This window comes from Neisseria sp. HMSC067G12, assembly GCF_001812725.1.
Taxonomy (GTDB): Bacteria; Pseudomonadota; Gammaproteobacteria; order Burkholderiales; family Neisseriaceae; genus Neisseria; species Neisseria perflava.
Map to the genome: position 1 here is coordinate 1 of NZ_KV810181.1, position 15,687 is coordinate 15,687.

Here is a 15,687-nt window from a genome sequence, read left to right on the forward strand (position 1 = left end):
CGGTTTGCTACGTTCAAATTTTTCCTTAGCCATGAGCTAATTCCTTTACATTAAAGATCGATTAAAGAACAGAGGCCGTCTGAAAAATCATTTCAGCCTTTCAGACGACCTATTTGCCTGATTAGCCTTTACGGGCTTCAGTTACAGCAGCAGCTATGTGGGCAGGAGCTTCAGAATATTTCTTGAACTCCATAGAGTAAGTAGCGCGGCCTTGGGTTGCAGAACGCAGGTCGGTAGAATAACCGAACATTTCTGCCAGAGGCACTTCGGCACGGACTTTTTTACCGCCGATGCCGTCATCATCCATACCCAATACAACACCACGACGACGGTTCAAGTCGCCCATTACGTCACCCATGTATTCTTCAGGTGTTTCCACCTCAACTGCCATGATTGGTTCCAACAGAGCTGGATTGGCTTTACGCATACCTTCTTTGAAGGCTTGAGACGCAGCCAATTCGAAGGCCAGTTGAGAGGAGTCAACATCGTGTGAAGAACCGAAGATCAGACGCACACGTACGTCAACTACTGGGTAACCGGCAACGATACCGTTAGGCAAAGTATCGCGAATACCTTTATCGACAGACGGAATAAATTCGCGAGGAATCACACCACCTTTAATTTCATCGATAAATTCGTAGCCCGCACCACCTGGTTCCATAGGTTCCATTTTGATCACAACGTGACCGTATTGACCTTTACCACCAGATTGTTTGGCATGTTTGTATTCAGCTTCAACTTCTTTGCGGATGGTTTCACGGTAAGCCACTTGAGGCGCACCGATGTTTGCTTCCACGCCGAATTCGCGTTTCATACGGTCAACAATAATTTCCAAGTGCAGCTCACCCATACCAGAAATAATGGTTTGACCGGACTCTTCGTCTGTACGAACGCGGAAAGAAGGGTCTTCTTTCGCCAGACGGTTCAGGGCGATACCCATTTTCTCTTGGTCGGCTTTGGTTTTCGGCTCAACGGCAATATGGATTACCGGCTCAGGGAATTCCATGCGTTCCAAGATGATAGGTGCGCTTTCTGCACACAAGGTCTCACCAGTAGTAACGTCTTTAAGACCGATCGCAGCTGCAATATCACCAGCGCGTACTTCTTCAATTTCAGTACGGTCTGCAGCAGTCATTTGCACCAAGCGACCGATACGTTCGCGAGTACCTTTTACAGAGTTCAATACGGTATCACCGGATTTCACCACACCAGAGTAAACGCGGATGAAAGTCAGCTGACCAACGTATTTATCATTCAACATTTTGAACGCCAATGCAGAGAATTTCTCTTCATCGCTGGCTTGACGGCTGTCGGCTTCTTCAGTGTTAGGGTTAACACCTTGAACTGGAGGAATGTCGGTAGGAGCAGGCAGCAATTCTACAACTGCATCCAACATACGTTGAACACCTTTGTTTTTAAATGCTGAACCGCACAACATTGGTTGAATTTCACCGGCCAAAGTACGTTGACGCAATGCGCCTACGATTTCTTCTTCAGTCAGCTCATCACCGCCCAAGTATTTGTCCATCAATTCTTCGCTGGCTTCTGCTGCAGCTTCAATCATGTTTTGACGCCATTCTTCGGCAGTCTCAACCAATTCAGCAGGAATGTCGCCATAGGTAAAGGTTGTACCTTTATCGGCTTCATTCCAAATAATGGATTTCATTTTCAACAGGTCAACGACACCGCTGAAGCTGTCTTCCGCACCAACCGGAATCACGATAGGTACTGGGTTTGCGCGCAAACGGGTTTTCATTTGCTCAACAACGCGGAAGAAGTTGGCACCTTGACGGTCCATTTTGTTTACAAATGCCAAGCGAGGTACTTGGTATTTGTTAGCTTGACGCCATACGGTTTCAGATTGAGGTTGAACACCGCCTACTGCACAGTAAACCATTACCGCGCCGTCCAATACACGCATAGAACGCTCTACCTCTACAGTAAAGTCAACGTGTCCCGGAGTGTCGATGATGTTGAAACGGTGCTCAGGGAACTGTTTCGCCATACCAGACCAATAAGAAGTCACAGCAGCAGAAGTAATGGTAATACCACGCTCTTGCTCTTGTTCCATGTAGTCGGTAGTAGCCGCGCCGTCATGCACTTCGCCCAATTTATGAGTCAAACCTGTATAGAACAAAATACGTTCTGTTGTGGTTGTTTTACCCGCGTCAATATGGGCAGAAATACCGATATTGCGATACAGGCTGATAGGGGTCTTACGAGCCATTTTGTTAGCCTTTCGATATTAGAAACGGAAGTGAGAGAATGCTTTGTTAGCTTCAGCCATGCGGTGTACTTCTTCACGTTTTTTCAACGCACCGCCACGACCTTCAGCCGCATCAATCAATTCGCCTGCCAAACGCAGGTCCATAGATTTCTCACCACGTTTACGGGCCGCATCGCGAACCCAGCGCATTGCCAAGGCCAGACGACGTGAAGGACGAACTTCAACAGGAACTTGGTAGTTTGCACCACCTACACGGCGGCTTTTCACTTCCACGATAGGTTTGGCGTTTGCAATGGCTTCGTTAAATACTTCAATTGCTACTTTGCCGGTTTTTTTCTCAATTTGCTCCAACGCACCGTAAACGATACGTTCTGCAACAGATTTTTTACCGTCAATCATCAATACGTTCATGAATTTAGTCAGCTCAACGCTGCCGAATTTAGGATCTGGCAGTACGTCGCGCTTAGGGACTTCTCTACGTCTTGGCATTTTAATTTCCTTTAATCTATTCAGTTGGGGCAATTCCCATGAATACCCAATTGAGTATTCACTTACTCGGCCGTTGTTCAGCTTAGGCGGCCGACGTGCCTATTTGAGTCCCGATAATTATTTAGGACGCTTAGCACCGTATTTAGAACGGGCTTGTTTACGGTCTTTAACACCTGCAGTATCCAAAGAACCGCGTACAGTGTGGTAACGTACACCTGGCAAGTCTTTTACACGACCGCCGCGAATCAATACGACGCTGTGCTCTTGCAGGTTGTGGCCTTCACCGCCGATATATGAAATTACTTCAAAACCGTTGGTCAGGCGAACTTTACATACTTTACGCAATGCAGAGTTAGGTTTTTTAGGGGTAGTTGTGTATACACGGGTGCAGACGCCACGTTTTTGCGGGCAAGCTTCCAGTGCAGGCACTTTGTTTACGTACACAGGCTTTTGACGGCCTTTGCGTACCAATTGGTTAATAGTTGGCATATTTTCTCGTCCTGTTGAGTTAAATACTTGCCGACACCATGTCGACAAGATTGGAATTATATTTTTATTGCAAGGGTTTAGTCAAGCAAATGACTGATAAAGTTTGGTGTTTTCCAATTTATGTCTAAATTTTGGAAACAAAGGCCGTCTGAAATATTCAGACGGCCTTTGTCATTTTAAATAAGTCCGCAATTTAGTTCTCTACTTATTTTCTCCATTGCTTTCCTTATTTATTCAGACGGCCTTAAACTCTACCCTCTTTTAAGTCCTCTAAAAAATAAAACCGCAAGACTGGCTTGCGGTTTTATTTTCACAATAATCCCTCGGGATTATTCGTCTAAAGCTTCGGTTTCAGAAGTTACTTGATCGGCTTGCTGCCATTGTTGATGACGGCTGCGGTGGTAGGTCAAACCTGTACCGGCAGGAATCAATCGACCGACAATCACGTTCTCTTTTAAACCGCGCAGCTCGTCTTGTTTGCCCATGATAGCGGCCTCGGTCAAGACGCGGGTTGTTTCTTGGAACGATGCTGCAGAAATGAAGCTGTCGGTAGACAAGGAAGCTTTGGTAATACCCAACAACACATTTTCATAACGTGCCGGCTCTTTGCCTTCAGCGATGGCTTTCTCATTGGCAAGCATCACATCGCTACGCTCAACTTGTTCGCCGGTAATAAACTCTGTATCACCAGCATCCACAATGTTCACACGGCGCAGCATTTGGCGGATGATGACTTCGATGTGTTTATCGGAAATCTTCACACCTTGCAAGCGGTAAACCTCTTGTACCTCTTGAACAATGTAGCGAGCCAATGCTTCGATACCTTGCAGACGCAGAATGTCATGCGGATCTACGGCACCATCCACGATGGTTTCACCGCGGTTTACCACTTGACCGTCGTGCACCAAAATCTGTTTCTCTTTAGAAATCAGCGTTTCGTATGCTACACCGTCTACATCGGTAATAATCAGACGCTGTTTACCTTTGGTTTCTTTACCGAAGGAAACGGTACCGGTAATTTCAGCCAACATGCCGGCATCTTTCGGCACGCGTGCTTCAAACAACTCAGCAACGCGCGGCAAACCACCGGTAATATCGCGGGTTTTAGAAGACGCTTGTGGAATACGCGCCAACACATCACCCTTACCGACTTCCTGACCTTCACGGATAGTAATCACCGCACCGACCGGGAATGCCATAGAAACTGGGGTAGTCGTACCAGGAATGCAAATTTCCAGACCATTTTCATCCAACAGTTTGACAGTCGGACGCAACAGTTTAGAAGCACTAGAAGAACGACGTTTGCCGTCAATCACTACCAAAGTAGACAAACCGGTTACATCGTCAGTTTGTTTCGCAACGGTAACACCCTCTTCCACGTTTTCGAATTTCACCATACCTGCGTGTTCGGTGATCATCGGACGGGTATGCGGATCCCAAGTTGCCAAAGTTTGACCGGCTTTAATGGCTTCGCCGTCTTGTACCAGCAGGATTGCACCGTAAGGTACTTTGTGACGTTCACGTTCGCGACCGATATCGTCGTGAATCACTACTTCACAAGAGCGGCCAATGACAACCAATTCGCCTTTGTTGTTGGCAACGTAACGCATTTGGCTGCTGAAACGAGCTGTACCATTGGATTTGGCTTCCACTTGACTGGCAGCAGCCGCACGAGATGCCGCACCACCGATGTGGAACGTACGCATGGTCAGCTGAGTACCTGGCTCACCAATAGATTGTGCAGCAATTACACCTACAGCTTCACCAGCGTTAACCAGTTTACCGCGCGCCAAGTCGCGGCCATAACAGTGTGCACACAAGCCATGACGGGTTTTACAAGTAATTGGCGTACGGACTTTAACCTCGTCAACACCAGATTGGTCAATGATATCAACTAATTTCTCAGTCAGCAGTGTACCTGCCTCAACCAAAGTCTCGCCAGTTGAAGGATCAACAACATCTGATGCTGTAACACGGCCTAAAATACGATCGCGCAACGCTTCAATTACGTCACCGCCTTGTACTACTGCTTTCATGACAAAGCCGTCTGAAGTACCGCAATCGTCTTCAACAACGACCAAGTCTTGAGTTACGTCTACCAGACGACGGGTCAGGTAACCAGAGTTTGCCGTTTTCAACGCGGTATCCGCCAAACCTTTACGCGCACCGTGGGTCGCAATAAAGTATTGCAATACAGTCAAACCTTCGCGGAAGTTAGAGGTAATTGGCGTTTCGATAATAGAGCCGTCAGGTTTGGCCATCAAACCACGCATACCGGACAACTGTTTAATCTGAGCTGCAGAACCACGGGCACCAGAGTCGGCCATCATGTAAATAGAGTTGAAGGACTCTTGATCAACTTCGTTGCCGTCACGGTCGATAACTTTTTGTTTGGACAGATTGTCCATCATCGCTTTAGCGATCTTATCGCCGGCACGACCCCAAATATCGACCACTTTGTTGTAACGTTCGCCGTTGGTCACCAAACCTTGACGGTATTGGTCTTCGATTTCTTTAACTTCGGCATTAGCCTCAGCCAGCAAGGCTGCTTTTTCTTTCGGAATTTCCATATCGTCAACCGCAATGGAAATACCGCCTTTAGCCGCAAAACCGAAACCGGTATACATCAAGTGGTCGGCAAAAATAACTGTGTCACGCAAACCGCACAGACGGAATGATGCGTTAATCAGTTTAGAAATTTCTTTTTTCTTCAGCGCTTTGTTGATGTACTCGAACGGCAGGCCTTTAGGCAAGATTTCGCTCAACAATGCACGGCCGACAGTCGTTTCGTAACGGTTAACGACAGGCTCAAACTCACCTGCTTCGTTTTTTACCCATTCGCGCAGACGTACGGTAATTTTCGTACCCAGTTCAACCTGTTTGGTATGGTATGCACGATGCACTTCTTTCACATCGGCAAACAGGCTGCCTTCGCCTTTGGCATTGATACGGTCGCGGGTCATGTAGTACAGACCCAATACGATATCTTGAGAAGGTACGATGATTGGTTCGCCGTTGGCTGGAGACAATACGTTGTTTGAAGCCAGCATCAGCGTGCGTGCTTCCATTTGTGCTTCCAAGCTCAATGGAACGTGTACAGCCATTTGGTCACCGTCAAAGTCGGCGTTAAATGCGGCACACACCAATGGGTGCAACTGAATCGCTTTACCTTCGATCAGGATAGGTTCGAACGCTTGAATACCCAAACGGTGCAGGGTTGGCGCACGGTTCAGCATAATCGGATGTTCGCGGATCACTTCTTCCAAGATATCCCATACTTCAGGTACTTCTTGTTCTACCAATTTTTTCGCAGCTTTAACGGTAGACGCCAAACCTTGTTTTTCCAATTTGTGGAAAATGAATGGTTTGAACAGTTCCAACGCCATTTTTTTCGGCAGACCACATTGGTGCAGACGCAGGTATGGACCTACGGTAATCACGGAACGACCAGAGTAGTCCACACGTTTACCCAGCAGGTTTTGACGGAAGCGGCCGCCTTTACCTTTAATCATGTCAGCCAATGATTTCAGCGGACGTTTGTTGGCGCCGGTCATGGCTTTACCGCGACGGCCGTTATCCAACAGAGAGTCAACTGCTTCTTGCAACATACGTTTTTCGTTACGAACGATGATGTCAGGCGCATGCAGTTCCAACAGACGTTTCAGACGGTTGTTACGGTTAATAACGCGGCGGTACAAATCGTTCAAATCGGAAGTGGCAAAACGACCACCATCCAATGGAACCAACGGACGCAAATCAGGCGGCAATACCGGCAGCACGTCCATAATCATCCATTCCAGTTTCATACCGGAACGGTGGAAAGCTTCCAATACTTTCAAACGTTTGGCAATTTTTTTAATTTTGGTGTCAGAACCGGTAGATTCCAGCTCTTGACGCAGGATTTCGATTTCGCCGGTAATATCCAAGGTGCGCAACAATTCACGGATACCTTCTGCACCCATTTTGGCATCGAAGTCGTCGCCGTATTCGTCCAGTTTGTTGTAGTAATCGTCTTCAGTCAGTAATTGACGACGTTGCAACGGAGTCATGCCGGGATCGGTTACCACAAATGCTTCAAAGTACAATACGCGTTCGATATCGCGCAAAGTCATGTCCAGTACCATACCCAAGCGGGAAGGCAGGGATTTCAAGAACCAAATATGGGCAACTGGTGCTGCCAATTCAATGTGGCCCATGCGTTCGCGGCGTACTTTAGACAGGGTCACTTCTACGCCACATTTTTCACAGGTTACGCCTTTAAATTTCAAGCGTTTGTATTTACCGCACAAACATTCATAGTCTTTGACCGGGCCAAAGATTTTGGCACAGAATAAACCGTCACGCTCAGGTTTGAACGTGCGGTAGTTGATGGTTTCAGGTTTTTTAACTTCGCCATAAGACCATGAGCGGATGGTTTCGGGAGAGGCAATACCGATTTTGATGGCATCAAACTCTTCTTCCATGCCGGCAGTTTGCAACGGATTAAATAAGTTCAACAAATTCATTTTTGCTCCTTGAAGGAAGTATTTTTACCGCATGGCGGATTTTCGATATTGGGAAACGGTACTTTTGATTTCAGATGGCCTAAATGCCGATTGCTTCATTCTTATTCTGAAACCGCTTTTTCAGACGACCTTAAAAGGCCGTCTGAAAACTTCTGTTTAGTAGCGTTCCAAATCGATATCCAAGCCCAGTGAGCGAATCTCTTTAACCAATACGTTGAAGGATTCAGGCATACCGGCATCGATTTTGTGTTCACCTTTGACGATATTTTCGTACATTTTGGTACGGCCGTTCACGTCGTCAGACTTCACAGTCAGCATCTCTTGCAGCGTGTATGCCGCGCCGTATGCTTCCAATGCCCAAACCTCCATCTCGCCGAAACGTTGGCCACCGAACTGAGCTTTACCGCCCAAAGGCTGCTGGGTAACCAAACTGTATGGACCGGTAGAACGGGCGTGCATTTTTTCGTCAACCAAGTGGTGCAGTTTCAGATAGTGCATCACACCGACTGTAACCTTGCGGTCAAATGCTTCGCCGGAACGGCCGTCATACAGCGTGATTTGAGTTTTACTGTCGTTGAAGCCCAGTTTCTCAACCTCAGGATCTTCACTTGGGTAAGCCAAGTTCAACATTTCGCGGATTTCAGACTCTTTCGCACCGTCGAATACAGGAGAGGCGAAAGACGCACCTTTGCGCAGGTTAGAAGCCAATTCGATGATTTCTTCATCTGTCAGGCTGTCTAAATCTTCTTTCTTACCGCTACCGTTGTAGAGTTTGTTCAAGAATTCACGCAGCTCGCTGGCTTTGCGTTGCTCTTTCAGCATACGATCGATGCGTTCACCGATACCTTTTGCCGCCCAACCCAAGTGAACTTCCAAAATCTGACCAATGTTCATACGGGAAGGTACGCCCAATGGGTTCAGTACAATGTCTACCGGACGGCCGTCAGCCATGTAAGGCATGTCTTCCACCGGCAGAATGCGTGATACCACACCTTTGTTACCGTGGCGACCCGCCATTTTGTCACCGGCTTGCAGACGGCGTTTGATGGCGATAAATACTTTCACCATTTTTTGTACGCCCGGTTGCAGCTCGTCGCCTTGGGTCAGTTTTTTCTTCTTGATCTCATACAACTCATCCGCTTCTTCGCGTTTTTGTTGCAGGCTCAATTTAATCAGTTCCAACTGTTTGGCCAAATCTTCGTCAGCCAAACGGATGTCAAACCAATCATGTTTGCTGGACAGGCTCGCCAAATATTCGGTAGTGATTTCACTGCCTTTAGCCAGCTTCATCGGACCACCATTGGCTTTTTGACCAACAATCATACGCTCGATACGGTCAAATGCGTCGTTATCAAAAATACGCAACTGGTCGCTCAAGTCTTGACGGTAACGTTTCAGCTCAGAATCAATAATGGATTGAGCACGTTTGTCGCGTTGAATACCTTCACGAGTAAAGACTTGAACATCGATAACGGTACCGCTCATGCCGGTAGGCATACGCAATGAAGTATCTTTTACGTCAGACGCTTTTTCACCGAAGATGGCACGCAGCAGTTTTTCTTCAGGAGTCAGTTGGGTTTCGCCTTTAGGTGTTACTTTACCTACCAAGACGTCACCAGCTTCTACTTCTGCACCAATATATACGATACCGGATTCATCCAAACGGTTTTGCATACGCTCAGACAAGTTCGGAATATCGCGGGTAATGTCTTCCGCACCCAGTTTAGTGTCACGTGCGACAACGTTCAGCTCTTCAATGTGAATCGAAGTATAACGATCGTCTGCAGCCACTTTTTCTGAAATCAGAATCGAGTCTTCGTAGTTGTAACCGTTCCATGGCATGAAGGCGATGGTCATGTTTTGACCCAAAGCCAACTCGCCCAAGTCGGTAGATGCACCGTCGGCCACCAAGTCACCACGTTGCAACACATCGCCTGCTTTTACGGCCGGACGTTGGTTGATGTTGGTAGATTGGTTAGAACGGGTGAATTTAACCAAGTTGTAAATATCGACACCCACTTCACCGGCAGTCGCTTCATCATCATGAACACGAACTACAACACGGTTGGCATCTACATACTCAACCACACCGCCGCGGCGGGCAACGATTGCAGTTGCAGAGTCAACGGCAACAGAGCGCTCAATACCGGTACCAACCATCGGTTTTTCAGGGCGCAGACACGGTACAGCCTGACGTTGCATGTTGGCACCCATCAATGCACGGTTCGCGTCATCATGTTCCAAGAATGGAATCAGAGATGCTGCAACGGATACCACTTGACCGGTTGCCACGTCCATATATTGAACGCGGTCAGGCGTCGCCATAATGGTTTCGCCTTTTTCACGACAAGTGACCAAGTCGCCAATCAAATTACCGTCTTTGTCCAAATCGGCATTCGCCTGTGCAATCACATAACGGCCTTCTTCGATAGCAGACAAGTAGTCGATTTCTTCAGTTACTTTGCCATCGACAACACGGCGGTAAGGAGTTTCCAAGAAACCATAATCATTGGTACGCGCATAAACGGATAATGAGTTGATCAAACCAATGTTTGGACCCTCAGGTGTTTCAATAGGACATACACGGCCATAGTGGGTCGGATGTACGTCTCGCACCTCAAAGCCTGCACGTTCGCGAGTCAAACCGCCCGGGCCCAATGCAGATACACGGCGTTTATGGGTTACTTCAGACAATGGGTTGGTCTGATCCATAAATTGGCTCAATTGGCTGGAACCGAAGAATTCTTTAATCGCGGCAGAAACAGGTTTCGCATTGATCAAGTCATGCGGCATCAAGTTCTCAGATTCTGCTTGGTTCAAACGCTCTTTAACTGCACGTTCTACACGAGCCAAACCGCTGCGGAATTGGTTTTCAGTCAACTCACCCACAGAACGAACACGACGATTACCCAAGTGGTCAATATCGTCTACTTCACCATGACCGTTACGCAGTTCAACTAATGTAGCAATGGAAGCAACAATGTCTTCAACGCTCAGAACGTAACCACCTTTTTCGGCAGCACCGGCCAAAGTTTCGTTCAGCAAACGGCCATACCAAGAGTTTTGTTGTGCTTCAGACAGTTTTTGCTCGTATGTGCGCGTATTGAATTTCATACGGCCTACGCGAGACAAATCATAGCTGTCTTCACTGAAGAACAAGCGGTTGAAGAGCTGCTCAACAGCTTCTTCGGTAGGCGGTTCGCCAGGACGCATCATGCGGTAAATCGCTACGCGTGCAGCTTGCTGATCAGCAGTTTCGTCTGTACGCAGAGTGCTGGAGATGTAACCGCCTTGATCCAATTCGTTGATATAAAGGGTCGTAATTTCTTTTACACCATGGATATCAAGTTTAGCCAACAGTTCTTCTGTAATTTCATCGTTAGCAGAAGCCAATACTTCACCGGTTTCCGGATCAATCAGGTCAGCAGCCAATGCTTTGCCTATCAAGCTTTCTGGCTCTACATTCAAACGAGTCAAGCCTGCATTGGTAATATCACGGATATTTTTCGCAGTAATGCGTTTACCTTTGGCAACCAGTACATTGCCTTCTTTATCCAAGATGTCAACTTTGGCAGTTTCACCTTTCAGACGGCCTGCAACCAGATCAGTTTGAACACCGTTTGAAGACAAATAGAAAGTTTCTTTGTCGTAGAAAATATCCAAGATTTGTTCATTGTTATAGCCCAAAGCTTTCAACAAAATCGTAACCGGCATTTTACGGCGACGGTCGATACGGAAATACAGCAAATCTTTTGGATCAAATTCGAAATCCAACCATGAACCACGGTAAGGAATAATACGAGCAGAGAACAACAACTTACCGGAAGAATGTGTTTTACCACGGTCATGCTCAAAGAACACACCAGGAGAACGGTGCAACTGGGAAACAATTACACGCTCTGTACCATTGATGACAAAAGAGCCACTTGGCGTCATCAACGGAATTTCGCCCATATATACTTCGTTTTCACGAACTTCTTTTACGGTCGGTTTAGACGCTTCTTTATCCAAAATCACCAAACGGATACGTGCACGCAATGGAGCCGCATAAGTAATACCGCGCAATTGACATTCAGGAATATCGAACAAAGGTTCGCCCAATGTGTAATGCACAAACTCCAATCGTGCATAACCATTATGGCTCACAATCGGGAAAATAGAATTGAATGCTGCTTGCAGACCATCATCAGTACGTTGGTCAAAAGCGTTTTCCAACTGTAAAAATTTCGCATAAGAATCAATTTGGGTTGCCAGCAGGAAAGGAACATCCAAGACATTCTCTCGCTTTGCAAAACTCTTACGGATACGTTTTTTCTCGGTAAACGAATAGCTCATATACACTCCGAAAAGCAATTTTAAATAATAGGCCGTCTAAAACAACGGCATGCATCAACCTGATATTTACATTTATTTGCAATGGTTTTATCAAGACTATGCAAATAAATGTAAACAATGCCTGATGCTTATTTGAAGAAGCAAAATAAGGCTGGCAGAAAACTGCCAGCCTTCACAGGAAGCATTAAATTATTTGATTTCGACTTTAGCGCCGGCTTCTTCCAGTTGTTTTTGGATGTCTTCAGCTTCAGCTTTAGAAACACCCTCTTTCAGAGTTTTAGGTGCACCGTCAACGATGTCTTTAGCTTCTTTCAGACCCAAGCCAGTGATAGCGCGGACAACTTTAATCACGCCAACTTTTTGATCACCAGCAGAAGCCAATACTACGTCAAATTCAGTTTTTTCTTCAGCAGCAGCTGCACCAGCACCTGCAGGACCTGCAACTGCAACGGCAGCAGCAGAAACGCCAAATTTCTCTTCAAAAGCTTTAACCAGGTCGTTCAATTCCATTACGGTCAAAGAACCAACGGCTTCCAAAATGTCTTCTTTAGTAATAGCCATGCTATTTTACTCCAAATATTGTATTAAAAAATAATTGATTAAATGAAACAAAATCGATTAAGCGGCTTCTTCGCCAGCTTTTTTCTCTGCCAAAGCAGCCAAACCACGTGCAAAGCCTGATACAGGAGCTTGCATAACGAACAACAGTTTGGACAACAGTTCTTCGCGGCTTGGAATAGAAGCCAACTCAGCAACCTGAGCAGGGTTCATCACTTCGCCATTGTAAGAACCGGCTTTAACGATAATTTTGTCATCTTTTTTCGCGAATTGGTGCAGTACTTTAGCAGCAGCAACAGCATCTTCAGAAGCAGCGTAAACCAATGGACCAACCATTTGATCGGCCAAACCTGCGAATGAAGTACCCTCTACTGCGCGACGAGCCAGAGTATTTTTCAGAACACGCAAGTACACGCCTTCTTTACGTGCATTCGCACGAAGCTCAGTCATGCTGGAAACACTGATACCGCGATATTCAGCGACTACGAGAGTTTGAGCGTTAGCAATTGCTGCGCTAATTTCCTCTACGGCCACTTTCTTGGTTTCAATATTGAGACTCAAGGTCTACCTCCCACTGTTTATAAACAGGATACCGAAATGATATCCCACCAGCGCGGTAACCTAAAAAGACATCTTACAAGCAATCTTGCAATGTGTTTCAGGACTACCGTCTGCGTAGGGCAGTTACGATTAAATCTTACGATCCCTACGGTCTTGGACATCTACTTAATTTTAAGTAGCCCAAATTCAGGCAATCCAGAAAACTGGATCACCTGAAAATTTCTTAGTTGTTCACGCTTGCAGTATCAACGCGAACACCCAAACCCATAGTGCTGGATACAGCAACTTTTTTCAGGTACTGGCCTTTAGCAGCAGCAGGTTTGGCTTTAACGATAGCATCCAGCAACGCATTGAAGTTTTCTTTCAAGTCAGCTTCAGCGAAAGAAGCACGACCGATAGTTGCATGAACGATACCTGCTTTATCTGTACGGTATTGTACTTGACCTGCTTTTGCATTTTTAACTGCTTCAGCAACGTTAGGAGTAACAGTACCTACTTTAGGGTTTGGCATCAGACCACGAGGACCCAAGATGGTACCCAATTGACCAACGATACGCATTGCATCAGGAGAAGCAATAACAACGTCAAAGTTCAAGTTACCAGCTTTAATTTCAGCAGCCAGATCTTCAAAGCCGACAATATCTGCGCCAGCTTCTTTAGCAGCATCTGCATTTGCACCTTGAGTAAACACAGCTACGCGAGTTGTTTTACCGGTACCTTTAGGCAGAACGACTGAACCACGAATAACTTGGTCAGATTTACGAGGATCAACACCCAGGTTGAAAGATACGTCAACAGACTCGTCAAATTTAGCAGTAGCAGCTTTTTTAACCAAAGCAATTGCTTCGTCGATTGCGTACAGTTTGTTAGCTTCAACAGAAGAGCGCAGAGCTTTCAAGCGTTTAGATACTTTAGCCATTATACAACACCCTCCACGTCCAAGCCCATTGAGCGAGCAGAGCCGGCAATAGTGCGAACAGCCGCATCCAAGTCAGCAGCAGTCAAATCAGGCTCTTTAGTTTTAGCAATTTCTTCCAACTGGGCGCGGGTCAATTTACCCACTTTATTAGTCAGAGGATTAGAACTACCTTTTTGCAGACCAGCAGCTTTTTTCAACAAGATAGAAGCTGGAGGGGTTTTCATCACAAAAGTGAATGATTTATCCGCAAATGCAGTAATAACGACTGGAATTGGCAAACCAGGTTCCATACCTTGGGTTGCAGCATTAAATGCTTTACAGAATTCCATGATATTCAAACCACGTTGACCCAAAGCAGGACCAACTGGGGGAGATGGATTGGCTTTACCTGCAGGAATTTGCAGTTTGATGTAGCCGATAATTTTCTTTGCCACTTAAGAACTCCTAAAAACGGGTATAACGCGGAACCATTCCGCTTCCCAAACAGAATTTGCGATTATATCCGCTTAAAAAAAAATTTTCAAGCGAATTAAACCACTTAAATCTTTTCAACCTGACCGAACTCTAATTCAACCGGTGTTTCACGACCAAAAATCTGAACTGAAACACGCAGTCTATTACGTTCGTAGTTAACTTCATCAACAATACCGTTAAAATCAGCAAATGGGCCTTCGTTTACTCGAACTTGCTGACCAACTTCAAACTCAACTTTTGGTTTTGGCTTCTCAACACCTGTTTTAGCTTGTTGCAAAATAGCATCTGCATCTTTTTGAGAAATTGGGATCGGGCGATTTCCACTACCGCCTACAAAACCATTTACTCGAGGGGTACTCTTAACCAAGTGCCATGAATCATCAGTCATTTCCATTTCAACCAATACATAGCCTGGATAGAATTTACGCTCACTGATGGTTTTTCGGCCATTCTTGATATCTACTACTTCCTCCACAGGAACGAGAATCTGGCCGAAATATTCTTCCATGTTTTCACGAGCAATACGCTCTTTCAATGTTTTTTGAACATTTTTCTCGAAACCGGAATAGGCCTGTACCACATACCAACGCTTTGACATCTTTACCCTTTCCTATTTAATAAAACATCAAAAAACAACCATGAAATAATTGTATCTGCCGTATAAATGAAGGCTGCTAAAACTGCAACGAAGATAATCACGAATACAGTCATTTTGACCGCTTCATCACGACTCGGCCAAACTACCTTCTTAAACTCAGTCCAAGAGCTCTTAAAATATGCAAACAGACCTTCTTTCTTTTCAGGAGCTGGCTTATTACTTACCACAACTTCCTTTTTCTGATGGTCTTCTTTGCGTCCAGACGGATGTTCTGTCATCTTTACTCACTTATCAATACCCCACCCGCCTTTATTTTAGATAGTGGCATTGATCCATTAATTAATTCCAAATAATCTTAAAACTTAAGTACAAAAAAATTAACCGGCACAAGGCCGGTTAATTTTTTATTTGGCAGGCCAAGAGGGTCTCGAACCCCCAACCCTCGGTTTTGGAGACCGATACTCTACCAATTGAGCTATTGGCCTGTAAACTTAAGCGATTACAGAAGAAACCACACCCGCACCTACGGTAC

General features: G+C 45.8%; 11 protein-coding genes and 1 tRNA gene. All 12 read right to left on the reverse strand.

Translation table 11 applies throughout. The annotated features are described in order from the left end of the window. Positions 1-121 precede the first annotated feature (121 nt). Positions 122-2,227 (reverse strand): elongation factor G, encoded by a 2,106-nt coding sequence (gene fusA / locus HMPREF2871_RS00060; protein ID WP_003749269.1) that lies wholly within the window; start codon positions 2,225-2,227, stop codon positions 122-124. Positions 2,228-2,245: 18 nt separating this feature from the next. Further along, positions 2,246-2,716: a 30S ribosomal protein S7 gene (gene rpsG / locus HMPREF2871_RS00065; protein ID WP_002240962.1), complete on the reverse strand. Its 471-nt coding sequence runs from the start codon at positions 2,714-2,716 to the stop codon at positions 2,246-2,248. Between the two features lie 117 nt (positions 2,717-2,833). Next, positions 2,834-3,205 (reverse strand): 30S ribosomal protein S12, encoded by a 372-nt coding sequence (gene rpsL / locus HMPREF2871_RS00070; RefSeq protein WP_002218431.1) that lies wholly within the window; start codon positions 3,203-3,205, stop codon positions 2,834-2,836. A gap of 329 nt (positions 3,206-3,534) precedes the next feature. After that, entirely contained in the window at positions 3,535-7,710 is a 4,176-nt protein-coding gene (gene rpoC / locus HMPREF2871_RS00075; RefSeq protein WP_004521093.1) for a DNA-directed RNA polymerase subunit beta', read from the reverse strand. A gap of 156 nt (positions 7,711-7,866) precedes the next feature. After that, positions 7,867-12,045 (reverse strand): DNA-directed RNA polymerase subunit beta, encoded by a 4,179-nt coding sequence (gene rpoB, locus HMPREF2871_RS00080; protein ID WP_004521091.1) that lies wholly within the window; start codon positions 12,043-12,045, stop codon positions 7,867-7,869. A 189-nt stretch (positions 12,046-12,234) separates the two neighbouring features. Then, positions 12,235-12,606 (reverse strand): 50S ribosomal protein L7/L12, encoded by a 372-nt coding sequence (rplL, locus tag HMPREF2871_RS00085; RefSeq protein WP_003677916.1) that lies wholly within the window; start codon positions 12,604-12,606, stop codon positions 12,235-12,237. Positions 12,607-12,663: 57 nt separating this feature from the next. Continuing rightward, positions 12,664-13,164, reverse strand: coding sequence for a 50S ribosomal protein L10 (gene rplJ, locus HMPREF2871_RS00090; RefSeq protein WP_003680699.1), 501 nt, complete (start codon positions 13,162-13,164; stop codon positions 12,664-12,666). A gap of 223 nt (positions 13,165-13,387) precedes the next feature. Continuing rightward, complete coding sequence (gene rplA / locus HMPREF2871_RS00095) at positions 13,388-14,083, reverse strand: 50S ribosomal protein L1 (RefSeq protein ID WP_003677918.1); 696 nt, start codon at positions 14,081-14,083, stop codon at positions 13,388-13,390. Further along, complete coding sequence (gene rplK, locus HMPREF2871_RS00100) at positions 14,083-14,517, reverse strand: 50S ribosomal protein L11 (protein ID WP_002220151.1); 435 nt, start codon at positions 14,515-14,517, stop codon at positions 14,083-14,085. Before rplK ends, rplA begins: the two co-directional genes overlap by 1 nt. A gap of 104 nt (positions 14,518-14,621) precedes the next feature. After that, the gene (gene nusG / locus HMPREF2871_RS00105) at positions 14,622-15,155 is read right to left on the reverse strand and encodes a transcription termination/antitermination protein NusG (RefSeq protein WP_003680697.1); all 534 of its coding nucleotides are present in this window, start codon (positions 15,153-15,155) and stop codon (positions 14,622-14,624) included. A gap of 2 nt (positions 15,156-15,157) precedes the next feature. After that, entirely contained in the window at positions 15,158-15,433 is a 276-nt protein-coding gene (gene secE / locus HMPREF2871_RS00110) for a preprotein translocase subunit SecE (RefSeq protein ID WP_004521090.1), read from the reverse strand. A 131-nt stretch (positions 15,434-15,564) separates the two neighbouring features. After that, a tRNA-Trp gene (locus tag HMPREF2871_RS00115) sits at positions 15,565-15,640 on the reverse strand. Positions 15,641-15,687 lie beyond the last annotated feature (47 nt).

What these genes read in the sequence shown, in the direction of transcription:
- fusA (WP_003749269.1), bottom strand. Translation starts at nt 2,227, where the DNA reads ATGGCTCGTAAGACCCCTATCAGCCTGTATCGCAATATCGGTATTTCT.
- rpsG (WP_002240962.1), bottom strand. Translation starts at nt 2,716, where the DNA reads ATGCCAAGACGTAGAGAAGTCCCTAAGCGCGACGTACTGCCAGATCCT.
- rpsL (WP_002218431.1), bottom strand. Translation starts at nt 3,205, where the DNA reads ATGCCAACTATTAACCAATTGGTACGCAAAGGCCGTCAAAAGCCTGTG.
- rpoC (WP_004521093.1), bottom strand. Translation starts at nt 7,710, where the DNA reads ATGAATTTGTTGAACTTATTTAATCCGTTGCAAACTGCCGGCATGGAA.
- rpoB (WP_004521091.1), bottom strand. Translation starts at nt 12,045, where the DNA reads ATGAGCTATTCGTTTACCGAGAAAAAACGTATCCGTAAGAGTTTTGCA.
- rplL (WP_003677916.1), bottom strand. Translation starts at nt 12,606, where the DNA reads ATGGCTATTACTAAAGAAGACATTTTGGAAGCCGTTGGTTCTTTGACC.
- rplA (WP_003677918.1), bottom strand. Translation starts at nt 14,083, where the DNA reads ATGGCTAAAGTATCTAAACGCTTGAAAGCTCTGCGCTCTTCTGTTGAA.
- nusG (WP_003680697.1), bottom strand. Translation starts at nt 15,155, where the DNA reads ATGTCAAAGCGTTGGTATGTGGTACAGGCCTATTCCGGTTTCGAGAAA.
- secE (WP_004521090.1), bottom strand. Translation starts at nt 15,433, where the DNA reads ATGACAGAACATCCGTCTGGACGCAAAGAAGACCATCAGAAAAAGGAA.